Raw genomic sequence first — 22,649 nt, forward strand, 5'->3', positions numbered from 1 at the left:
GCTTTTCTAGCATCGCACATTTAAAAGCGTAAACATATGGATGCTCATTATTTAATTCCAACTGATGTTCTTGGTTATTCATAGCATGTGACCAATAGATCATTAAAGCCCCTTTATCACATCCCTTAACTAAACTCTCTACTGGTTTACTACCTAATGTTAATTTAAATTCTTCAAAAATGGCTCTTATCTCGTCTTCAAAACAACACCAGCAGGCAATTCTGTAGCGATCAAAGGGTCTAATAAGACTTCTTTGCCCATCTAAAGTTTTCAAGGCTAACAATTTTTCCCCGAAAGTATACCTATTGAGTCTAATTTGTCCTGAAGCATCTTCTATCTTCCAACAAGTTTCATCTTCTAAAACTTTCTTAAAAAGGGGTGGTATTATTGTGCTATCCCATTTATTCAGCAATGTCTGATATGCAATACACCATCTTTTAATCTCTAACTCTTTAAGCCCTTTATGAGGATCATCCTCTTTAATGGAAGTTAGTAATACCTTTTGTACATTTTCGTAACCCATACTTACCCCTTAACAAGATTTAATATATTTTAGACATGTTGCTCTACCTTTAAAACTTTGTCAATTACCATTATGTATAGAAAAATTTTCTAACCCAAAGTAGTTTTAGGCAAAAGACCCTTAATAGACTCAATACATGACATTTTATTTATTTTGAATTTTGTTTCGTCATGAGCTTGTCTTCATTATTCTTCCGCAAGTAAATCAATATTAATTTAGCAAAATATATTATTAAGACTCTCAAGTAAAATATCATTTCCAGCGCTCAAAATCAAGGACCGTGAGAACGAGTTTGTCTTGGGATGTGCTGGTCTACCATGTGTACCATACGAACTTTTTAATATAGTGATTTCATTATACGCTAAAACTAGCCATATTAGCCCATTTCATCCATATCTACATAGGAACTGTTTTGCCTAAGCTTATGAAAATAATTTAAATCTTCTATTTTTGTAATCATGTTTTTATACAACGCGTTCTCGCAAATATACGATGTTTTTATGTTTTTGAAAAAGTAAACATTCAAGATTTTTATGGTGCTAATTTATAGTATATTTCTGAAGCTGAAGGAAATTAAATTAATTGTTAGTAACTTTCTGTAAAATATAAAAAATAAATAAATCTTGACTTTATCTATTAAAAATTAAAATTAAGTAAATTGAAATAAGATTATGGATTTTGATAAGGCAGGCAATGCAGAAGACTTATATAACGAAAAACTTCAACTGATACGTAAGACTTACGACAGAGAATTACTATCAAATCAAAGAGTTGTTGATGGCATTAATTCAATGGATTACAGTAAGCTTAAAATCTTATGCAAGTATCATAATAAGTTTAGTCACAAAGGTATTGAAGAATTACTATCAGATAAAGAAATTGTTGATAACATCAACGATTTCGATGATGAAATGTTTAGTTCCATGCTAAATGATGCACCTCCGGAACACAATATTCTAGAAATACTAAAAGGTGGGGAGGTTTGCAATATCAACAATGAATTTGAAAGTAGTGATAGTGAGGAGAATGAAGGAGATTATGGATATTATGATAATTCTGATTACGAGGAAGATGAAAAAAATGATCTGAATAACTTTGCTAAAGAAGCACTAGGAAATAAAGGAACTGTTGACGATGGTCAGTTTTATATTAATGAAGAAATACTTAAATGCATATTTGAAAGTGGTAAGCTTAGTGATGAAGATGTTACAAAGTTATTAAAAAATAAGGAAATTCTTGAATGCATCAATTCGGCTGATCCTGAAAAATTTCAACTCATACTTGGTAGTCGTAAGTTTGATGATATCAATATTATTGTAGAATTACTAAAAAATCAAAATACTGCTAGGAACATCAATCTTATTGATAAAGAAAAGTTGGAATATATAATTAAGAGTGATAAATTTAGTAATAAAGGTATTATAAAATTACTAGAAAATCAGGAAGTTGTTGAATGCATCAATTTGATTGCTCCTGAAAGATTTCAACTCATACTTGGTAGTCGTAAGTTTGATGATATCAATATTATTGTAGAATTACTAAAAAATCAAAATACTGCTAGGAACATCGATCTTATTGATGAAGAAGCACTTAAATACATAGTTGAGAATAATTATTTTAGTAATAAAGGTATTATAAAATTACTAGAAAATAAGAAAATTCTTGAACGTATCAATTCGATTGATCCTAAAAAATTTAAAATCATACTTAATACTGATAAGTTTAATGATACCAGTATTATTGTAGAATTACTAAAAAATCCAAACACTATTGAGAATATCAACCTTATTAGTGAAGAACTACTTAAATACATATTTGAGAATGATAAGTTTACTAGTGAACATATTATAAGAATACTAGAAGATCGAGAATTTATTAAGCTTACCAATTTGATTGATCCTGGAAAATCTAAATTCGTATTGAGGCAATTTTATCATACCAGTACTATTATAGAATTACTAGAAAATCAGGAAGTTGTTGAACGTATCAATTCGATGAATTGTAAAATATTTGACTTGATATTTAAGTATTCTGATCAAGGATATATTATGAATTTACTAAAAGATCAGAGTTTGTTTGATCAAATCAATTCTCTTGATGATAGTAAAGTTAGTATCATGAAAAGTGATTATTTTTTTACAGATAAAGAGATTGCAGAAATACTAAAGACTTCATTACCTCAACTCCATTCTATTGATGGTAATAGATTAAAAATTATATGCAAAAGCATTAAGTTTGATTCTACAGATGTTAGAGAAATACTAGAAGATCAGAGTCTATTCGTTCGAGTCAATTCTATCGATCTTGAAAAACTTGAACTTATATCTAGTAGTAGTAAGTTTGATCGCTCCATGGTTATGGATTTACTAAAAAGTCGGAATTTTATCGATTCTATTAATACTGAAAAATTTCGACTTCTACTTGATAGTGCAAGCTTAAATGACAAAAGGATTATAACACTACTAAAAGATCAAAATGCTGTTAAGAAGATCAATTCTGTTACCACTAAAGAGCTAAAAGCAATAACAGATAATGTTACTGGTAAGGTATTTGTCAGTATATTTAAAAATTTTAAACCTAGCGTAAAGTCGACTTTGAGGCTTGCTATACTCCTTCGTAAAGCTGGTAAAATTACAGATATTAATATCGATTACTTGAACAACAAGGAACGTATTTACGAAGATATAATTAAATATGTTCCCCAAGAGCTGAGCATATAGGTTCTGTCGCATCTATAAATTGTAGTACAAGAAGATTGTAAAAACTGGAATTATGAGAGTTATAGAGCCATTAACATAGCAAAATTTTCAAAAGTAGAACCATTATCATTAGCTTTAATAATTTGTCTTTTTTGAATCATACGAATATTTTCTATGCCTGTGATGGTAATCTTTGCAGAATGGAAGCTTTTAAACCCAAGCATTGGTTTTATTAATTTTTTGATAAATCTATGATCTTGTTCAACAATATTATTTAGATATCTTACTTGAAAAACCGTGATTCTATAAGGTTCAGGAATTGGTTCTGTCGCATCTATAGAGCGAAGTCAGTTTCATTTGTAGGAAAATAGAAAAGAAGTAATATAATCATCTTTAAAAAAGCAAAGATGTTGCGTATTAGTCCAAAATTATTGCCCTATTTCAAAGGATTTAGCTTTTCAGCAGAGATAATAATGTTATCAGTATACATGAAGTGTCGATTTTCTTTGAGCTATCGAGATTTGGAAGAAATGATGAGTATAAGAGGAGCGAAAATTGATCATGCTACGCTACAAAGGTGGATTATCAGATTTGTGCCACTGATAGATGAAGAGGTGAGGAAAAGGAAGAAGCAGGTTGGCAGTAGCTGGAGAATGGACGAGACCTACATAAAATTAAACGGTAAATGGGTTTATCTATACAGAGCACTAGATAGTCTCGGCAATACTGTAGACTTTCTGATGTGTACTCGTAGAGACAAGTCTGCAGCACTTGCATTCTTTCGTAAAGCCTTTAGAAGGAATAATCTTCCTGAGAAAGTAGTAATTGATAAAAGCGGCAGTAATATTGCTGCTCTTGATGACTTGAATACGGAAATTCCTGAACCTTATAGAATCACGGTTTTTCAAGTAAGATATCTAAATAATATTGTTGAACAAGATCATAGATTTATCAAAAAATTAATAAAACCAATGCTTGGGTTTAAAAGCTTCCATTCTGCAAAGATTACCATCACAGGCATAGAAAATATTCGTATGATTCAAAAAAGACAAATTATTAAAGCTAATGATAATGGTTCTACTTTTGAAAATTTTGCTATGTTAATGGCTCTATAACTCTCATAATTCCAGTTTTTACAATCTTCTTGTACTACAATTTATAGATGCGACAGAACCGTTTTAACTACCTCAATTCTTCTGTCAGTTAATTCATCCCTGTCAGATTAAGTTGTGTCTAGTACACATTAATAATCAAAATATCTAAAATTCTGTCAATTTATTTGCAAAGTCAATCACTTGAGAATTCGGAAATTGATTTTTAAACCAAGTGTACTGGCGTTTTGCATAATGCCTTGTGTTTGTTTGAGCAATCTGTATTGCTTCGTCTAAAGTAATCTCCCCTTTTAAGTATCTTATAATTTCTGGCACTCCATGTGCTTTCATAGCTGGCAAATGTGGAGATGGGTTCATGCTAAGTAGGTTTTTTACTTCATCAATTGCTCCATTTTCAACCATTTCAATAAAACGAGAATTTATTTTTCGGTATATATCCTCACGTTTAGGTAGAATTGTATATACCTTAAAATTATTGAACAAAGGAGGCTGTCTATTTTCTTGCCATACAAAGATTGTCTTGCCAGTTTCAGTGATAACTTCAAGTGCTCTTGAGAGGCGATGCGAGTCATTAATAAATATTTTACCTTGAATCCTTGGATCTTTGCTTAGCACTAATTTGTAGAATTCCTCTTTACTTAAATTTTTTCTAAGTTCATTTACGTTTTCTCTCACTTCCTGGCTTATTTGTGGAATCGATGATAATCCCTTGATTAAGCTGCTAATGTAAAGCCCACTTCCTCCAGTGATGATGGGTATTCGTGAATTTTTCAGCGCGTTGTTAACTTCCCTCTTTAAATCCTCTAGCCATAAACCTACGGAATAATTTTCTCTTGCTGAAACATAACCGTATAGCCTATAAAATTCTTTCTGCTTTGGTGGTTGAGCAGTAATTACGGGAATCTCTTTGTATACCTGCTTTGAGTCACAGTTTATTATGCTAATGTTTTTATGCTTTTTTATCAAGTTATCGCATAATTCTGATTTACCTGAGGCTGTAATTCCTGTAATAATTACTATATTATCGTCCATTTATATTAATTTAACTAACCTATGATAGGGTGTAGTAAAAATTTGGATTCTACAATCTAAAATTTGGAGACTTTTATGGCAGGAAATGATAACGATAACTCATTTACTAAGCGTTTTACAAATAGGACTTCTAATGAGACAAGAGGAGGTTTTTCCAGTAAGTATTCATCTCAAAACACCAAAGAACATGCACTAGGAGCAAAAGGAAAAATTTCTGAATTGGCAAACAAAAAAGCTGAAGCCAAGGAAGCTTTTTCTGAAAGTGGCGGCATAAAGAGTAAAAGCAGGACTATCAATGAAAGATCCTTTGCTGATGCAACAAGAAGAAGTAGATCAGATCTCATATACTTAGTCCGTGGTAAAGATCGAGGAAGATCAGCTTGGCACTATGTATTAGTTGATAAAGATAAAAGAGAAATGTTTCTGGCAAAAAGTAGAACTGGCTCTATAGATGTTGCAGATTATGGAGAGATTTTATATTCAGGATGGGGAGATGATCCACCACAGACGATAGTCGATAAAATCAATGAGGAGTTCGGATTGTAGCGGATTTGTTGTAAAAACGAGCAGTTGCTGATAAAATTGACTGTAAGTATACAACAGTAGCCATTTCGGTATCTTAATTGCTACCATATAGGGAGATAACGGTAAACCCAGAGCTATTGTAGACATAAGTTTTAGCTATATGGTATTTGAAGTAATAAATGCAATAAAAAATAATTTGTTAGCATGCTTTCCAACAGAGACAGTATATGCTCTTTCTTGTAATGCGCTAGGTAACGAATCTATAGAAAAAATATATCGAATAAAAAAGCGTTCTCAAAACAAGCCGCTCTCTGTATTTGTTAGTAATATTGATAGTTTGATAAATATAGCAAAGGTAAAGGAAGAGTATATCGATTTAATAAACTATTTTTCTCCTGGACCAATGACCTATATTTTACCACTTCAAGATAACAGTATATTACCAAATGAGTTCTTTAAAGATAGTATAGGCATAAGAATTCCTGATCATCCTATTGCGATTTCAATATTAAATGAACTGAAAACTCCAGTAGTTGCAACTAGTATTAACATTTCAGGAGAAAAAAGTATATGCAAAGCAAGAGATATACCTCAGTCTATTAAGCAACACTTATCTGCAGTAATTGAAGATGATGAATTAGTTTCTGGTATAGAATCTACTATTATTGACTTAACTGGAGACAAGATTAAGGTTTTAAGAAAAGGTAAAATTTCATTACAAACAATAAATAACGAATTTTCAAACTAAGATCTATAGGAGAGAGAATGAAAAAGGTGATAGGCCACAACCAAGCAAAAAAAAAGATAATGAACAACTTGTCTGTTCAATCTTGGCTGATCTGTGGTAAAAAAGGTATAGGAAAAGCAACATTCGCAAAATCCTTTTCTAATTGGTTTCTTATAAAAAATTACGATGAAGTAGCATTAGACTTACACATTGTTGAAGGTGATACAATAGGAGTGGAAAAGGTGAGAGAAATGAAAAACTTTTTGCACTTAAGCCCCATTCAATCAGAATATAAAATAGCTATAATAGATAGCTTAGAGTCAATGACTAATAATGCTAAAAATGCAATATTAAAAATATTAGAGGAGCCGCCACAAAATTCTAAAATATTTGTAATTAGCCATAAGCCATATGATGTACAAACCACCATCCGGTGTAGGTGTTTTCAGCTGAATTTACTTCCATTGACTTACGATAAAACAAAGCAGGTTGTTTCATCTCAGTGTAAATTCGACGATAAAATATTTAGTGAGATCATTACTTTGTTTCCTGGAACTCCGGGAGTAATAATAAATGCAATAAACAGTGGTGCTTATGAGTCACATAAGCATTTTTATACATTTTTCCGTAATCTAAATAATTCTGATATAGTTAATAAAATAATTAATAGTGAAATTGAGCTAGAACTAGCATCACATATCATTCAAACCTCCATTTTAGAAAGTATAAAGAAAGAAGTAAATAATGTTGAAATTTTGCTAAGTCAATGGAAAGAAATAGATGAACTTTTCGTTGCTGCAAAGCAATTTCGCTTAGATAAAAAGCATGTTTTAGCTAATGTAGTTAACATCATGACACAAAAATATAATACTTTTAACATAAATTCATGATAAAATCCTGATAGTTTAATACTTAAAGTATATAGTTTGACTGATAATAAATTAACTTTATGGCAATCAATAGAAATTTTAACAAAAACCATATTGAACATGCAGAAAGAATTGAGTTTACTCAAGAATACAGCTTTAGACCAAGACGTCACTTTAGAAAAAGGGAAGGAGCTATCAAGTGGTATCTATGAAGCAAATTTTAAGCTCAATAAGGCAATCAATATAGCTACTTTGCCAAAAATTGGCTATTATATGCTCAGTAGTGAGCTTGTTGTACGTAATCATATTACGAAAGAGGAAGTAAAGATTCCTAGAGATTTTCATTATCTTAAAGTTATTAAATCCAATCATGATGACTATAAACTAACGTTTTGTAATTTCTTGGGTAATGAGTTTTTTGAATATAAAAAGTATGATCCACAATATTCTGATCTTTCAGATGAATATAAATTCGTGGATTTTGGTAGTGTAAAAAAGACTAATAATCTAAAATTTAAGGAGTATGTTGGTCATGCACCTAAATTTTTTGCTGTAGAAGGTCTTATTGAGCCTGGATCTGAAAACCATGTAATTGATCTATTTGAGCTAGTCAGAGACGGTAAAGGCAGAAAAGTGGGAACCCTTGCTGATGAATTTGGTTATTTTGATGATCAAAATAAATTACACTACTATAATTATCACAAAAGTGCAGAAAGTAATACTTATGATCCTGAAAGCTTCAGTATAAAAATGATAAATTTAGATGTGAAGAAAATTGATAAATTTCACCTTATTGCAGAACAAGGTGATATAATCATTCATCCTATTTTGGAAAATTTAGACATATTTTAAAGTTTTTATAGAGTTATTATAATTAGGTTATGGAAGTTGAATCAGTAAAAAACAAAAGTTATTTCAGGAAAGCAGTAGAATGGTATTGCCACAGATACCTGTTCTGCGTTGTAGAAAGATCTTGGATGGCGTTAATAGCGTTACTTCTCTTAGTATGTTTATTTTTATTACTACTAAACATATACCTATTACTTCCTATTAAAAAAGATTTAAATTTTGTGAAGTACACGAACCACACAGAAGATGAGTTCTCTGCAATACATAAACTTAGCTTTAGTGAAAAAAAAGATGAATACACTTCCATAGCAAGGTACTTGGTAAGTCAATACATTGAAGCATATGAGTCCTTTCAGACTGTTGAGCCAAAGTATCAAGAAAATTTTATAAAAAACAATTCTGTATACAAAATTTACCAAAACTTTCAGGAAAAAGTGAACAACACATCTATTTCATCTACAAGAAAAATTACCAACATAAACATAACAACACTATCTATTGACCGATCGGCCAAGAACTTAGTTACATTTGCTGGAAACGCTACTGTAGTTTTTACAGCAGAGCAAAATAAGAAGATGAAAGACTCCACTGTGGAAGTTAATTTCACTTTGTCAAACATAAAAGCAACTTTGGATGATATAGTGCCATTTAAGTTTATTGTTAATAGTTATAAGTACGGATGATTATGTTTATCACATTATTTGGTAGCTAAAAAAAATAACTAAAGTGCATGCAGCAGTAACAACTGGAGGTAAAATTAGAAGAATTGGTGTCTTTTTAATAAAATAGTTTCTAGAAGGTTTTAAGAAAAAGGAGTTGTAAATTATCGGTAAGAAGTATAGGGCGTTGAGTATAGTACTAAAAATTAACACCAGAGCTACAAATACAGAAAGTGTTACATTACTAGAGTTATAAACAGCTTGAAAGATGAGAAATTTGCTCCAAAAGGTCGGAGCAGGAGGTACTCCTATCATGGATAATGCACCTATGGTAAATGCTGTTATGCTAATTGGCATACTACGTCCTATACCGTGAATTCTATCTATATATTTTTCACCTGTTTTTGTTATTATGATACCTGCAACAAAAAATAAAGTAATTTTTGCAAATGCATGGCAAACTAATTGAAAAATTGCAATCTTCATGCTGAATTCACTAAAAATTGAAGCGAACAATATAATATACGACAATTGGGAGATGGTAGAGTAAGCAAGCAATTTCTTTAATTCCTTTTGCTTTAATGCAATCAACGATGCAGTAATGATAGTAAATCCAGCAGCGTATGGAAGCCAACCTCCAGCAAACCAATTTTGCTGCACAAAACGTTGCATGGTATCGACGCCGAAGGTGTATAATATGACTTTTATGATGATGAAAACTCCGGATTTCACAACAGCAACGGCATGTAATAGTGCGCTTACAGGAGTTGGTGCAACCATTGCTTTTGGTAACCAAAAATGTATTGGCATTAATGCAGCTTTTCCTATTCCATAAATCAGCATAGCAAAACACACTGCAATGAAAGTGATGAGTGAAGTATCAAATTTGAATATTCCACCACTTACAAAATCTAAAGTATGAAATTCATTATATAAGAGGCCTATTGCGGGAAAAAATAATACCAAAGAAGAGAAAAATAGCACGCCAAAGTAATAGCGTCCTGCAACTACTGACTTATTTGTTGAGTTGTAAGTAACCAGAGGGTATGTACTAATAGTTAGAAGCTCATAAAAGACAAATGTAGTGAGCAAATCTCCAGAAAAAGCAATAAACATTGCACAGCTAATTGATATTGAAAAAAAGCATAGAAAACTTGAGTGATTGCTATCAGCATAGTTATTCTGCATATAACATATTGTATATATACTGGTCAGCACCCATAAAAATGATATTAATAAACTGAATATTAATCCGGTAGACTCTAGCTTTAAACTGATGTGCAAATTATTACCAAAATCCATGAGAATAAATTGAGAATGATCACCATATACCCAATATAAAGTGCACAGACACGTATATGTAAACAGAAGTACAGAAGAAATGACAGTAATACTATTGTTCACTCCTGGCCATTTACCAGTAAAAAAGATAACAAAAGCACTTAAAAGCGGAATCAACGCAGTAATTAATAAGTAATTCTCAGTAATTGAGAATGGTAAGGAAAGATACATTAAGATATAGTCCATTAAATTTTCTGTTTAGGTAAAGCTAGAATTATATTCAAGTTATAGAGAATTTGCTATTTTTTAGTTGTATATCGGAAGTGTTAAATAAACCATACGCATCAAGTTAAGAAGAAGTGGCGTAAGGAAGAAAGGAAATAAGAAAAAACTATTTTATATATTAATTAATAAAGGAGAATGTTCAAAAAAGTGTGTCAAAGCGAATTTTTAGTTCAACTCAATTTTCAATCTGTGGGGAAAGAAAATGTCAAGCTGAGATATAGTTATTATGTATTAAACAAGACTTGATCTGACACTTTAAAAAAGTAAGTTATAAAATAATAAAAGAAAGGAGTGTTAGAAATGAGTACGATACAAACAAAAATACTAAAGCCGAAACTAGGATTGCTAGAGCTAGCAAAACAGCTTGGAAATGTGTCTCAAGCATGCAAGGTTATGGGATATTCAAGGGATACATTTTATAGATTCAAAGAACTATATGAAAATGGAGGAGAAGAAGCGCTGCATGAGATAAGCAAGAAAAAACCACTTATGGCAAACAGAGTCTCTGAAGACATGGAAAGAGCTGTAGTTAATATTGCAACAGAATTTCCTGCATATGGACAACAAAGAGCTGCAAATGAACTGAGAAAAAGGGGCATAATAATCTCTGAAGGTGGAGTGAGATCTGTATGGCTGAGAAATGACCTTGAGACCTTCAAAAAAAGACTGAGGGCTCTTGAGGCAAAAGTTATGCAAGATGGAATAATTCTAACAGAGGAGCAACTTGCGGCTTTAGAAAAAGTTAAAGAACAAAGGGAAGCACATGGTGAAATTGAAACAGAGCATCCAGGTTATTTAGGTTCTCAAGATACTTATTATGTAGGCAACATCAAGGGTATAGGAAGAATCTATCAGCAAACTTTTATTGATACTTATTCGAGAGTGGCTTTTGCTAAGCTTTATACAGATAAAACTGCTATTACCGCTGCTGACTTGCTGAATGATAGAGTAATACCATTTTTTGATGTACAAAGCGTGCCATTATTGCGCATTTTGACCGATAGAGGTACAGAATATTGTGGCAAACCAGAGAATCACGCTTATCAGTTATACTTAGGAATCGAAAATATTGATCACTCAAGAACTAAAGCCAATTCTCCGCAAACTAATGGCATATGCGAGAGATTCCATAAGACTATGCAAGATGAGTGTTACAATATTATTTTTCGCAAGAAAATCTACAATTCTTTGGAAGATCTGCAGATAGATGTTGATCATTGGTTGCGTTCTTATAATGAGACAAGGCCTCATTCAGGCAAATATTGCTATGGCAAAACGCCTACTCAGACTTTTCTTAATAGCAAACACATTGCTTTTCAGAAAAATATTAGTAGCATGAAACAAGAGACTGATATTAGTTTTAACTACCTCAATTCTTCTGTCAGTTAATTCATCCCTGTCAGATTAAGTTGTGTCTAGTACAGTTAATATGTACAGGCATTGTCCACTTTTCCTCCACCTTCCTTATAGCACAATATACCAACTTGTACAAGGCATTTATGCTAGTGAATGCTCCCTTGGTCTTGGTAAATTTCCTGATTTGCCTATGCAATCCCTCAATTGGATTGGTGGTATAAATTAGCTTTCTAACAGGACCAGAATACTTAAAATAAATTTTCCCAATTGTTTTGCCACGATTTTATGACCAAAGGATATTTTTCGCTCCATCAGCTCAAGTAAATAATTTTCAGCAATTTCTCTGCTTGAAGCCTGATATACTTTCTTCAGATCACTCATGAAAGTTTTTGCTGGATACATATTTCAGTAAATTTTTTATCTGATACACTATACATTTCTGCTTTAGCTATTTATAGCTGCAGGAAAACTTTTTAATACATCCATCCTCTACTCCTCTTTCTTTTAGGTCGTTTAACACTCCTAACCAGAACCTCACTTTCGGCTAAATAAAAGCCTAGTACTTCTTTTCTGCCATTTTGCTAACATATTATACATGCATTTACTTACGCAATCTCCTTGACTTTGAAAAACCATGAATACTATTGAGATTGTAATGGACGACTGCGTCATTCATTGATTAACGGCAGGGTAATATGGGATATTTCTGCTGCAGATATTTTGTATCTCCTCTACATGCGATGCTATGTCCCTATACCCCATGCCACTAGCTTATGTGCTTAAAACCTTTGCTTCAAGTTCTGTTATTTGCCTTTTTTTCACTATCTGTGGTTCAAAACTTCCATCCCTATCCCTTGGCGTTAATAACTCAAATTACCTTCCACTTGTCCGCAAAGTTTCTTCCGTTTCTGCGATTCTTTTCTTCTCTTTCAGTGGATACTATTTTACCTTCCAGACTCGCTTCCAGTAGCCTTTTTACAAACGGTACCCTCTCTCCCCATCAATGGTCTTGTGGAGTATCTATTTCATCTGCATTATAAGAAATTTCCTTATCGCTTTGATTTACTATGTGTATGTTTTTTATTTTTTCTTTGTTTGTTAAAAATTTAGATTTTTGGTAATCATGATTTAGAATTACTTCTAAAATAACAAAAGCATCTTTGTCATTATGCTTTATACTCGTAAATAGTAAACTGTCGCTGTCACTTAATTTAGCTCGAAAATATTTAACATCTCCATCGCCTTTTATTAATTTTATACCTCCCAGGTTTGTATATTTATTTTCCTCTAAATCTTTAATGATTTCATTGAACTTTTTTCCTAAAGGATTTTCATCATCACCTAAATCATGGTCATTAAACTCTTTGTAATAAAATACACCACTCATACTTCTAGCCTCACTTTAATCTTAATAGTTAAATTTCATTCTGAGTTTATTATAACGTCTGTGATATGTCAATTCTATCAATAATTTAACTGTTTCTGTTACCATTTCATATGTGAATTTTATAGCATTAATGTATTGTTAGCATTGTAATGCCAATATAGATGTAGGTTATACTTTTGGTAACAATATGCCTACTTTTAAAGAATGCTTAAAAGGTATAGTAAGTGATGAAAAACTGGAAAATGCTATTACTTTTTTTCAAGGACCCTTGATTGACTTTGTTAATAAGCATAAGAGTCATTATTTTAAACTTCACGTTCTAGAAGGAAAACCTAGGGAATTTTATAATTTTGACCCGTTATGGTGGATTATACCTAATTGGATAAAAAGTAATTATTCATTAAGTAGCCCGTATTTACGTATGTTTGTGGAAGTGTTATCAGACTTTAGTATGTCGAAAGAAAAGGGATATATAAGAGGACTATGTGAGATATTGTGTGACTGGGTGATAAAAAATGATTATTTGCGGAATAGCGTGGCTTTTAGCAAAGTTTTTGCTAATCAACAAAAAAAACTTACAAATGATGAGAAAAAAAAGTTATTAGATATGATTTCTTCTGATGCATCATTTTTTCGACGAGGGAGATGGTATAGAGAAAGGTTATTTTATGAGCGTCATGGTTGCTACCCTAATGATTATGTTTCATGTGAAGACCATAAATGTATTATGGTTCAAGATAGAACGACAGGAAAATATAAAATAAACAGCGCAATACTTAGCAAAAATCTAGATAAAGTAAAACCTGGATACTATGCAACTCTATATTTTACTCGTCTAAATGGTAGTGGACATGCAATGTTAGTAAGGCGAAATAGTGACATTAAAGAAAGCTTTTCACTTTTTGACCCTAATTGTATAGCACTTTTTGATATTACAAAGGAAGAAGTATCTAACTCTGCTGCAGAAATTTTAGAACTACTTTATTTTGATGTTAACTTTGAAGATTTAGGCATTATCGAAAGGAGAAAAGGTATTTCTGAAAGTTTAGCTACGAAAAACAAATCAGTTGCAAAATTTACTGAGAAAGAAGTTCAGGAATTATTGGAAGATTCAAATATTTCTATGCTTACATATAGGAAACTAGAAGGTTAATTTAGAATCCCTCGTTTCATGTAAAGAAAATTCAAAATCAATATAATAATAAATTAAAAAGTTGTATTGTTAAAATTGATTGACTGATAAAAAGAAATAGGATCTTTGCTACTGCCAAAAGTTTTACTTTTAATAACATCCAAAATAAACAAAATCATACTCAAATTGTCTACAATCGGTTCTGTCGCATCTATAAATTGTAGTACAAGAAGATTGTAAAAACTGGAATTATGAGAGTTATAGAGCCATTAACATAGCAAAATTTTCAAAAGTAGAACCATTATCATTAGCTTTAATAATTTGTCTTTTTTGAATCATACGAATATTTTCTATGCCTGTGATGGTAATCTTTGCAGAATGGAAGCTTTTAAACCCAAGCATTGGTTTTATTAATTTTTTGATAAATCTATGATCTTGTTCAACAATATTATTTAGATATCTTACTTGAAAAACCGTGATTCTATAAGGTTCAGGAATTTCCGTATTCAAGTCATCAAGAGCAGCAATATTACTGCCGCTTTTATCAATTACTACTTTCTCAGGAAGATTATTCCTTCTAAAGGCTTTACGAAAGAATGCAAGTGCTGCAGACTTGTCTCTACGAGTACACATCAGAAAGTCTACAGTATTGCCGAGACTATCTAGTGCTCTGTATAGATAAACCCATTTACCGTTTAATTTTATGTAGGTCTCGTCCATTCTCCAGCTACTGCCAACCTGCTTCTTCCTTTTCCTCACCTCTTCATCTATCAGTGGCACAAATCTGATAATCCACCTTTGTAGCGTAGCATGATCAATTTTCGCTCCTCTTATACTCATCATTTCTTCCAAATCTCGATAGCTCAAAGAAAATCGACACTTCATGTATACTGATAACATTATTATCTCTGCTGAAAAGCTAAATCCTTTGAAATAGGGCAATAATTTTGGACTAATACGCAACATCTTTGCTTTTTTAAAGATGATTATATTACTTCTTTTCTATTTTCCTACAAATGAAACTGACTTCGCTCTATAGATGCGACAGAACCCTTGATGTGTATGCTTTGTTTAACACTCCCTTTAGTGTACTAGACACAACTTAATCTGACAGGGATGAATTAACTGACAGAAGAATTGAGGTAGTTAAAACTAATATCAGTCTCTTGTTTCATGCTACTAATATTTTTCTGAAAAGCAATGTGTTTGCTATTAAGAAAAGTCTGAGTAGGCGTTTTGCCATAGCAATATTTGCCTGAATGAGGCCTTGTCTCATTATAAGAACGCAACCAATGATCAACATCTATCTGCAGATCTTCCAAAGAATTGTAGATTTTCTTGCGAAAAATAATATTGTAACACTCATCTTGCATAGTCTTATGGAATCTCTCGCATATGCCATTAGTTTGCGGAGAATTGGCTTTAGTTCTTGAGTGATCAATATTTTCGATTCCTAAGTATAACTGATAAGCGTGATTCTCTGGTTTGCCACAATATTCTGTACCTCTATCGGTCAAAATGCGCAATAATGGCACGCTTTGTACATCAAAAAATGGTATTACTCTATCATTCAGCAAGTCAGCAGCGGTAATAGCAGTTTTATCTGTATAAAGCTTAGCAAAAGCCACTCTCGAATAAGTATCAATAAAAGTTTGCTGATAGATTCTTCCTATACCCTTGATGTTGCCTACATAATAAGTATCTTGAGAACCTAAATAACCTGGATGCTCTGTTTCAATTTCACCATGTGCTTCCCTTTGTTCTTTAACTTTTTCTAAAGCCGCAAGTTGCTCCTCTGTTAGAATTATTCCATCTTGCATAACTTTTGCCTCAAGAGCCCTCAGTCTTTTTTTGAAGGTCTCAAGGTCATTTCTCAGCCATACAGATCTCACTCCACCTTCAGAGATTATTATGCCCCTTTTTCTCAGTTCATTTGCAGCTCTTTGTTGTCCATATGCAGGAAATTCTGTTGCAATATTAACTACAGCTCTTTCCATGTCTTCAGAGACTCTGTTTGCCATAAGTGGTTTTTTCTTGCTTATCTCATGCAGCGCTTCTTCTCCTCCATTTTCATATAGTTCTTTGAATCTATAAAATGTATCCCTTGAATATCCCATAACCTTGCATGCTTGAGACACATTTCCAAGCTGTTTTGCTAGCTCTAGCAATCCTAGTTTCGGCTTTAGTATTTTTGTTTGTATCGTACTCATTTCTAACACTCCTTTCTTTTATTATTTTATAACTTACTTTTTTAAAGTGTCAGATCAAGTCTTGTTTAATACAAATACTGCCGCTAATCTTTTTAATATATCTTTCTTTGATGGTGCTATTATCGCACATTTTGACTGATATGGGCTATGATAAACCAGAAAATCACAGCTATATTTAGGAATTGAGACAAGGCCTCATTTAGGTAAATATTGCTATGCAGACTTTTCTTGATAGCAAGCATATTGCTTTTTAGAAAAATATTAGTAGCATCAAACATAGAGATTGACATTAGTTTTTCTGTCAGATTAAGTTGCGTCTAGTACAACTGACTATGCAAATAAGCTAACAGAACTTGAAATATTTTAATTGTTAGTTTTAGGGTGTATTTTCGTGTTCATTGCTATGAATGGGCAGATCTACCTCGAAGAGGTAGCTCATCGGATCACCTAAATCATGCTCTATTTCTACTTCAAACTTGAATCCTAACTTCTCGCAGAATTTGTAGAAATATTCTTTAATGGTATCAAATAGATTTCTGCCATCAATTTTGTAATCTCTCAATTTTCTAGGCACAGTAAGTGACAATTTGCCATCTTTATATATCACATCATCTTTCCCATCTTGAGATTCAAGTGTAAATTCTAGTGAGCTGGATAGATCGCATACCTTGTCACCTAATTGAACATCACTCTCTTGGGAGAGTATTGGTAATGTCATATCAGATCTAACACTCACATTATTTTGGTCAACATAATAGATATTTATAACTTTTTTAGGTGAGAGTATTTGCAATGAATGTTGGCTAAGTGCAAATTGAGATTCTATAAATACACCAGCTTCATACCCTGCCTGATTACAATTGGTAACCAATTCCTCTAAGATAGAGTCACTTGGAACCTGAGCGTTGGCATATTCAAATATTTCCTTAAAAACTTCTTTTGCAAATGCACGATAACTCTTGTTTTTATCTCCTTCTTTCGGTAATAGATGCGTGTGTTCTTTGCCTAAATCGTAAAATCTTTTAATCTCTTCTTTATATTGATCAGTTTTTTTATCACTAGGGATTTCCGGATCTTCACAATATTCTTCCCAAATCTTATCAAATCCTTCCTTATTTCTGTTTACCAGCGCTTTAATTAAGATTTTGTCTATATTTCTGTCTTTAATAACAAAGTCCATTCTGTCAAAATCTTTATATATAGCTTCACCAGAATTTGCTGCTTTATTATCTCTTGAAGCTCTTAATTTACTAAAATCGAACTTTTCTGACTGAGCTTTGAGTGTAGCTACTGGATTTCCCTTTTTTTCCTGTATAGAGTTGTTCATTGTTAATACTTTGGTATGAATTGCTGATAGTATAATAATACATAAAAATAGTTAATATGTCAATAATATACTTAACATAGACAGTCATAATAGGGTGACAGGATTTTAGTAAGGCTCTATTATGAATAAACGGTTTTACACAGTATGAATGTTGATGAGCAGTCAAGTGTGCTGACTTTTCTAAATAGTAAAATTGAGAATATACCAAGGTTTCATTCCGCAATATTGCCTAAACTTTGCGGTGGAGACAGAGTAATGGACTTGCTGTTTTATAGGCCGCTCAGTTATGTGGATAGAAGTAAATCACTACCTGATGCTCAAGTGGGAGAATTTACAACTTTTGTGGCAAAAGTGTATGAGCACCAGCGCCCCACTGTTAGAGGTAGGCCATATAAAATAATCGTTGAAAGTGAAAGTCAGTATTTATTTATAGTTTTTTTTAATTACTCAATTAAATATTTGTATAAATTATTTCCAGTTGGAACAGATATAGTAATCAGTGGTAAACTTGAAAAGTTTGCCGAACATTGGCAAATTACTCACCCAGATTATATGTTATCTGATATCAATCAACTTAAAGAAATAGCCTGCATAGAGCCAATTTACCAATTATGTCGTGGTATTACTAACAAGAGCATTAGAAAAATAATAAGTTCTAATCTAAAAGATTTGCCTGATTTGCCAGAGTGGATAGATGAAACATTAATCAAGCAAAAGAAATGGCTGAATTGGAAAGAAAGCATCATAAGATTACACAGACCGAGCTCACTCGTAGAAGCAGAAGTTTGCAGAGAAAGACTTGCTTATGATGAGCTATTTGCGTACCAGTTGGCACTAAAGCTTGCAAGGGAAAATCATGTAAAAAAAGGAGGAAGGGAATTTGTAATATTGAATAAATACAAAGAGCAGGTCTTAAATGAATTACTGTTCCAATTAACAAATGATCAAATTCGAGCGATAGTTGAAATTTCAGAGAGACAAAAATCCAAATACCGTATGGTAAGTCTGCTGCAAGGTGACGTTGGGAGTGGCAAAACTGTAGTTGCACTCTTTACGATGCTGAATGTGGTAGAAAATAACATGCAAGCAGCTTTAATGGCACCAACCACTATCTTAGCGGAGCAACATTATAATTGGATCGAAGAAGCTCTATCTTGTACTGATATAAAAGTTGCTTTGCTTACCGGTAAAACTGCGCGCAAGGAAAGAAAGATTATTATGAACGAACTTGCAAGTGGTATTTTAAATATAGTAATTGGTACTCATGCATTATTTCAAGCTAACGTTACATTTAAAAATTTAGGACTCGCAGTCATAGACGAACAACAGCGATTTGGAGTGATACAGAGGAATCGGTTGGTAGGAAAAGGAGAAAATACCGATATACTTTTTGTTACTGCAACTCCCATTCCAAGAACCTTGCAGCAAGCTATGTATGGTGATGTTGAATGTTCTATTTTAAGGGAAAAACCAAAATCTAGATTGCCAATAAAAACCGTTATTATGAACGTTAAAAAAGTATCAGACATTATTCAAAAACTGAAAGATGCTATAAATAGAGGCGAAAAAGCATATTGGATTTGTCCATATATAGAAGAGAACGAAGAACTCAATGTTGCCGCAGCAGAAATACGCTTTCAGGAGTTACAAAAGACATTTTGTGATAGAGTTGGGATAATACATGGAAAACTAACTCAAGATCAGAAAGATCAAGTCATGTTTTCCTTCAAGAGAAATGAATTCTCTCTCCTAGTTGCAACTACTGTGATAGAAGTTGGTATAGATGTACCAGATGCAACTATTATGATTATAGAGAATGCAGAACAGTTTGGGTTATCGCAATTACATCAATTGAGAGGTAGAGTAGGACGAGGCAATAAGCCTTCTTTTTGTGTGCTCTTATACGACAATCTAAGTAAAAGTTCGTCTGCAAAATTAAAGACTATGTGTGAGTCACAAGATGGATTTTATATTGCTGAAAAGGATATGGTGCTAAGAGGTAGTGGAGATATTTTAGGCACAAAACAGTCAGGATGTATGGAGTTTAAATTTACTGATTTATATAAAGATAAAGAGCTGCTCAATCTTGCTTATAATAATGCACAGGGTACAACAGATAATTTCGAATTACTGCTTGATATATTTGAATACAGAAGTAGATTACATTTTTCAAAATTTCAGTAATCTTCTAAGCCATAACCTTCATCAATGGAAATTCCTTGACAGACGGGAGTACTTAATAAACCATACTCGTCAAGTTAAGGAAAAATAAGAGTGAAGAAGAAGTTTTTACCATAAGAATAAATTGTGCAGAGTTAATAGCAGGCTCTGTAAACAAAATGTTAGCAGGTCAAATTAATCAAGGGCAGGAAGTATAAAAATGGAAAAAAAGCGGTAACTTAGCCTAATGACAATAAATATATATATATATAGAAGATACCGTTTTAAAGAGCACAAAAGGAATACACAGTAAAAGCGAGGAGAAGTTGATAATATGTATGGAAGCAGTGTGGAGAAGTGGCTGCCAATGATCAAAAATTTACCACAATTACAGAAGTATACATAAGAGGTTTAAAAGGTGGTGCAAAAAGGGAATTTTGGCAAAATGACTTAAGTATGCACAACAAGATCCAGATTTGCATAATTGATGATCAGATGTCATTCATGTTCAGCCTATATATAGAAAAAATTCTCAAGCTCAAGAGGTCTTAGGGGAGGAATGTTCAAATTTATCCATATCAATGTCAGTAAATTTATTGAGAAAATATCACTTAGTTCTTTAAACTTATGTTTTTGGATATATATATTAATCATTTATTTTCAAAGCCTCAATAAAAGCATTCTGTGGGATGTTTATGTTTCCCACAGAATGCAATCTTTTCTTACCTTTCTTCTGCTTTTCAAGCAGCTTCATCCTTCGTGTGACGTCTCCACCATAGAGCTTGGCTGTTACATCTTTTCTATACGGGTTAATCGTTTCTCTAGCAATAATTTTTCCGCCTACTGCCGCTTGAATCGCGATTTTATATTGCTGGCGTGGTATCAAGTCTTTCAAACGTGCACATATTTCACGGCCTCTTTTTTCTGCCCTGCTTTTATGAACAATGCAGGCTAACGCATCCACAGGTTCTCCATTAACTAAAAAACTTAATTTATCTATCTGACTTTCCTGGTAATCGGATATTTCCCAATCTAAACTTGCATATCCCTTGGAAATTGATTTTAGTCTATCGTAAAAATCAAAAACAACCTCAGACAGCGGTAATTTATACTTCAGTAGTGCTGTTGTCGTATTACCAACATAAGATAAATCCTGCTGTTCTCCTCTCCTCTCTTCACACAGAGATAGAATCTCTCCTAAATATTGATCAGGTACCATTATAGTTGCAGTGATCCACGGTTCTTCCACTATTTCAATTTTTGTAGGGTCTGGCATATCGCTTGGGTTATGGATATTTAAAACTTTACCATTTTGTATTGCAACTTTATATATAACACTCGGTGCAGTTGCTGTTAGATCTAAATCAAATTCTCTCTCGAGTCTTTCTTGAATGACTTCAAGATGTAGCATTCCTAAGAAACCGCAACGAAATCCATAACCTAGGGCATTTGACGTTTCAGCATCAAATGTAAAACTAGCATCATTTAAATGTAATTTTTCTAGTGCTTCCCTTAAATATTTAAAATCATCTGTGTTATTGGGAAAAATACTGCAAAATACTACAGGATGTACTTCTTTAAAGCCAGGTAATGCCTTACTGCACGGCCTTTTCTCTTCAGTAATAGTGTCTCCTACTTTGCAGTCTGCTACTTCTTTCATTGAAGCAGTTATAAAACCAACTTCACCTGCTGAAAGTTCACCAGTCATAACTTTTTTAGGAGTGAAAATACCGATATTATCGACCTGATATGTAGCATTATTAGACATCATAACGATTCTCATGCCTTTTTTTAGTACTCCATTTTTAACTCGCACTAAAATTACTACTCCTAGGTAAGGATCATACCAACTATCAACTAAAATTGCTTGCAGTGGAGCATTTGTATCACCTTGAGGAGCGGGAAGTTTTGTCACTATAGCTTCAAGTACATCCTTTATCCCAAGCCCAGTTTTTGCCGATATCAAAATTGACTCAGTTGCATCAATTCCGATTACCTCTTCAATCTGAAGCTTTATCCTTTCTGGATCTGCAGCAGGAAGATCGACTTTATTAAGTACAACTATTATTTCATGGTTGTTGTCAATAGCTTTATATACATTTGCAAGGGTTTGTGCTTCAACGCCCTGGCTACTATCTACCACTAAAAGTGAACCTTCACATGCGGCTAAGCTTCGGCTGACTTCATATGAAAAGTCAACATGACCTGGTGTATCCATTAGGTTGAGGCAATATTGATTACCATCATTTGCAGTATAATTGAGCCTTACCGTTTGTGCTTTGATTGTTATTCCACGTTCACGTTCTATATCCATTGAATCAAGTACCTGATTGGTCATTTCCCTTGTCTCAAGACCGTTACATTCCTCTATTAAACGGTCAGCAAGCGTTGACTTACCGTGGTCTATATGCGCTATTATTGCAAAATTTCTTATGTTGTTCATTTATGGCTATTTTATTTAAGTAGAACCATTTTACATTTTAAGTGTTGTGAGAGCAATCCTTTATTAAGAGACT

At 32.7% G+C, this 22,649-nt stretch carries 19 protein-coding genes and 2 pseudogenes; 11 read left to right on the forward strand and 10 right to left on the reverse strand.

What is annotated here, in order from left to right; translation table 11 throughout:
- On the reverse strand, positions 1-523 hold a 523-nt coding region (locus HGO49_RS00005; RefSeq protein ID WP_202132370.1), incomplete at its 3' end, for a hypothetical protein.
- A gap of 671 nt (positions 524-1,194) precedes the next feature.
- Here HGO49_RS00005 and HGO49_RS00010 point away from each other — a divergent pair.
- Positions 1,195-3,243: a hypothetical protein gene (locus tag HGO49_RS00010; protein ID WP_172758501.1), complete on the forward strand. Its 2,049-nt coding sequence runs from the start codon at positions 1,195-1,197 to the stop codon at positions 3,241-3,243.
- A gap of 59 nt (positions 3,244-3,302) precedes the next feature.
- On the opposite strand, the pseudogene HGO49_RS00015 reads toward HGO49_RS00010, so the two are convergent.
- Positions 3,303-3,524, reverse strand: a pseudogene (locus HGO49_RS00015) (DDE-type integrase/transposase/recombinase); the annotation flags it as partial.
- Positions 3,525-3,629: 105 nt separating this feature from the next.
- Between HGO49_RS00015 and HGO49_RS00020 the strand changes: the two are divergent.
- Positions 3,630-4,337 carry an IS6 family transposase gene (locus HGO49_RS00020; protein WP_172758351.1) on the forward strand — a complete coding sequence of 236 codons (708 nt, stop codon included), beginning with the start codon at positions 3,630-3,632 and terminating at the stop codon, positions 4,335-4,337.
- A 144-nt stretch (positions 4,338-4,481) separates the two neighbouring features.
- Here the strand turns inward: HGO49_RS00020 and miaA are convergent, their stop codons facing one another.
- Positions 4,482-5,366, reverse strand: a complete 885-nt coding sequence (gene miaA, locus HGO49_RS00025) for a tRNA (adenosine(37)-N6)-dimethylallyltransferase MiaA (protein WP_017531681.1) — start codon at positions 5,364-5,366, stop codon at positions 4,482-4,484.
- 75 nt (positions 5,367-5,441) lie between these two features.
- On the opposite strand from miaA, the gene HGO49_RS00030 reads away from it, so the two are divergent.
- The 5 genes from HGO49_RS00030 to HGO49_RS00050 all read left to right on the forward strand — a co-directional run bounded on the left by HGO49_RS00030 (position 5,442) and on the right by HGO49_RS00050 (position 9,019).
- Complete coding sequence (locus tag HGO49_RS00030) at positions 5,442-5,912, forward strand: hypothetical protein (RefSeq protein ID WP_017531680.1); 471 nt, start codon at positions 5,442-5,444, stop codon at positions 5,910-5,912.
- A gap of 139 nt (positions 5,913-6,051) precedes the next feature.
- The gene (locus tag HGO49_RS00035) at positions 6,052-6,639 is read left to right on the forward strand and encodes an L-threonylcarbamoyladenylate synthase (protein WP_006013379.1); all 588 of its coding nucleotides are present in this window, start codon (positions 6,052-6,054) and stop codon (positions 6,637-6,639) included.
- A 17-nt stretch (positions 6,640-6,656) separates the two neighbouring features.
- A complete protein-coding gene (locus HGO49_RS00040) occupies positions 6,657-7,508 on the forward strand; it encodes a DNA polymerase III subunit delta' (RefSeq protein ID WP_017531679.1) in 852 nt (283 codons plus the stop codon).
- 36 nt (positions 7,509-7,544) lie between these two features.
- On the forward strand, positions 7,545-8,339 hold the full coding sequence (locus tag HGO49_RS00045) for a hypothetical protein (RefSeq protein WP_017531678.1): 795 nt from the start codon (positions 7,545-7,547) through the stop codon (positions 8,337-8,339).
- A gap of 29 nt (positions 8,340-8,368) precedes the next feature.
- Positions 8,369-9,019, forward strand: a complete 651-nt coding sequence (locus HGO49_RS00050; RefSeq protein WP_017531677.1) for a VirB8 family type IV secretion system protein — start codon at positions 8,369-8,371, stop codon at positions 9,017-9,019.
- A gap of 9 nt (positions 9,020-9,028) precedes the next feature.
- On the opposite strand, the gene HGO49_RS00055 is transcribed toward HGO49_RS00050, so the two are convergent.
- Positions 9,029-10,522, reverse strand: a complete 1,494-nt coding sequence (locus tag HGO49_RS00055) for a proton-conducting transporter transmembrane domain-containing protein (RefSeq protein WP_026092584.1) — start codon at positions 10,520-10,522, stop codon at positions 9,029-9,031.
- Positions 10,523-10,861: 339 nt separating this feature from the next.
- Between HGO49_RS00055 and HGO49_RS00060 the strand changes: the two genes are divergently transcribed.
- Positions 10,862-11,950, forward strand: a complete 1,089-nt coding sequence (locus HGO49_RS00060) for an IS481 family transposase (RefSeq protein WP_096616077.1) — start codon at positions 10,862-10,864, stop codon at positions 11,948-11,950.
- A gap of 40 nt (positions 11,951-11,990) precedes the next feature.
- Here the strand turns inward: HGO49_RS00060 and HGO49_RS00065 are convergent.
- Both HGO49_RS00065 and HGO49_RS00070 read right to left on the reverse strand, forming a co-directional pair.
- A pseudogene (locus HGO49_RS00065) lies at positions 11,991-12,914 on the reverse strand (IS256 family transposase); the annotation flags it as partial.
- Positions 12,915-12,917: 3 nt separating this feature from the next.
- On the reverse strand, positions 12,918-13,304 hold the full coding sequence (locus HGO49_RS00070; RefSeq protein ID WP_172758500.1) for a hypothetical protein: 387 nt from the start codon (positions 13,302-13,304) through the stop codon (positions 12,918-12,920).
- A gap of 187 nt (positions 13,305-13,491) precedes the next feature.
- On the opposite strand from HGO49_RS00070, the gene HGO49_RS00075 reads away from it, so the two are divergent.
- The gene (locus HGO49_RS00075) at positions 13,492-14,457 is read left to right on the forward strand and encodes a hypothetical protein (protein ID WP_172758499.1); all 966 of its coding nucleotides are present in this window, start codon (positions 13,492-13,494) and stop codon (positions 14,455-14,457) included.
- A gap of 237 nt (positions 14,458-14,694) precedes the next feature.
- Here HGO49_RS00075 and HGO49_RS00080 read toward each other — a convergent pair whose 3' ends face one another.
- From HGO49_RS00080 to HGO49_RS00090, 3 genes are all read right to left on the reverse strand, one after another.
- On the reverse strand, positions 14,695-15,402 hold the full coding sequence (locus tag HGO49_RS00080) for an IS6 family transposase (RefSeq protein ID WP_172758351.1): 708 nt from the start codon (positions 15,400-15,402) through the stop codon (positions 14,695-14,697).
- 155 nt (positions 15,403-15,557) lie between these two features.
- Positions 15,558-16,646, reverse strand: coding sequence for an IS481 family transposase (locus tag HGO49_RS00085; RefSeq protein WP_096616077.1), 1,089 nt, complete (start codon positions 16,644-16,646; stop codon positions 15,558-15,560).
- A 376-nt stretch (positions 16,647-17,022) separates the two neighbouring features.
- Positions 17,023-17,973: a hypothetical protein gene (locus HGO49_RS00090; protein ID WP_017531767.1), complete on the reverse strand. Its 951-nt coding sequence runs from the start codon at positions 17,971-17,973 to the stop codon at positions 17,023-17,025.
- 144 nt (positions 17,974-18,117) lie between these two features.
- Here HGO49_RS00090 and HGO49_RS00095 point away from each other — a divergent pair, with 144 nt between their 5' ends.
- Together HGO49_RS00095 and HGO49_RS00100 are read left to right on the forward strand one after the other, a co-directional pair.
- Positions 18,118-20,157, forward strand: a complete 2,040-nt coding sequence (locus HGO49_RS00095) for an ATP-dependent DNA helicase RecG (RefSeq protein WP_017531766.1) — start codon at positions 18,118-18,120, stop codon at positions 20,155-20,157.
- A 333-nt stretch (positions 20,158-20,490) separates the two neighbouring features.
- Positions 20,491-20,685, forward strand: a complete 195-nt coding sequence (locus tag HGO49_RS00100; protein WP_017531765.1) for a hypothetical protein — start codon at positions 20,491-20,493, stop codon at positions 20,683-20,685.
- 94 nt (positions 20,686-20,779) lie between these two features.
- Here the strand turns inward: HGO49_RS00100 and lepA are convergent, their stop codons facing one another.
- Positions 20,780-22,576, reverse strand: a complete 1,797-nt coding sequence (gene lepA / locus HGO49_RS00105) for a translation elongation factor 4 (RefSeq protein WP_017531764.1) — start codon at positions 22,574-22,576, stop codon at positions 20,780-20,782.
- Positions 22,577-22,649: the final 73 nt, after the last annotated feature.

Source organism: Wolbachia endosymbiont of Diaphorina citri (assembly GCF_013096535.2).
Classification (GTDB): Bacteria; Pseudomonadota; Alphaproteobacteria; order Rickettsiales; family Anaplasmataceae; genus Wolbachia.

Bases quoted from the DNA above. Each gene is read 5' to 3' on its own strand.
- HGO49_RS00090 (WP_017531767.1), bottom strand. From the start codon at position 17,973: ATGAACAACTCTATACAGGAAAAAAAGGGAAATCCAGTAGCTACACTC.
- HGO49_RS00085 (WP_096616077.1), bottom strand. From the start codon at position 16,646: ATGAGTACGATACAAACAAAAATACTAAAGCCGAAACTAGGATTGCTA.
- HGO49_RS00080 (WP_172758351.1), bottom strand. From the start codon at position 15,402: ATGTTGCGTATTAGTCCAAAATTATTGCCCTATTTCAAAGGATTTAGC.
- HGO49_RS00035 (WP_006013379.1), top strand. From the start codon at position 6,052: ATGGTATTTGAAGTAATAAATGCAATAAAAAATAATTTGTTAGCATGC.
- HGO49_RS00010 (WP_172758501.1), top strand. From the start codon at position 1,195: ATGGATTTTGATAAGGCAGGCAATGCAGAAGACTTATATAACGAAAAA.
- HGO49_RS00050 (WP_017531677.1), top strand. From the start codon at position 8,369: ATGGAAGTTGAATCAGTAAAAAACAAAAGTTATTTCAGGAAAGCAGTA.
- HGO49_RS00030 (WP_017531680.1), top strand. From the start codon at position 5,442: ATGGCAGGAAATGATAACGATAACTCATTTACTAAGCGTTTTACAAAT.
- HGO49_RS00040 (WP_017531679.1), top strand. From the start codon at position 6,657: ATGAAAAAGGTGATAGGCCACAACCAAGCAAAAAAAAAGATAATGAAC.
- HGO49_RS00020 (WP_172758351.1), top strand. From the start codon at position 3,630: ATGTTGCGTATTAGTCCAAAATTATTGCCCTATTTCAAAGGATTTAGC.
- HGO49_RS00060 (WP_096616077.1), top strand. From the start codon at position 10,862: ATGAGTACGATACAAACAAAAATACTAAAGCCGAAACTAGGATTGCTA.
- miaA (WP_017531681.1), bottom strand. From the start codon at position 5,366: ATGGACGATAATATAGTAATTATTACAGGAATTACAGCCTCAGGTAAA.
- HGO49_RS00055 (WP_026092584.1), bottom strand. From the start codon at position 10,522: ATGGACTATATCTTAATGTATCTTTCCTTACCATTCTCAATTACTGAG.
- lepA (WP_017531764.1), bottom strand. From the start codon at position 22,576: ATGAACAACATAAGAAATTTTGCAATAATAGCGCATATAGACCACGGT.
- HGO49_RS00095 (WP_017531766.1), top strand. From the start codon at position 18,118: ATGAATGTTGATGAGCAGTCAAGTGTGCTGACTTTTCTAAATAGTAAA.
- HGO49_RS00070 (WP_172758500.1), bottom strand. From the start codon at position 13,304: ATGAGTGGTGTATTTTATTACAAAGAGTTTAATGACCATGATTTAGGT.
- HGO49_RS00075 (WP_172758499.1), top strand. From the start codon at position 13,492: ATGCCTACTTTTAAAGAATGCTTAAAAGGTATAGTAAGTGATGAAAAA.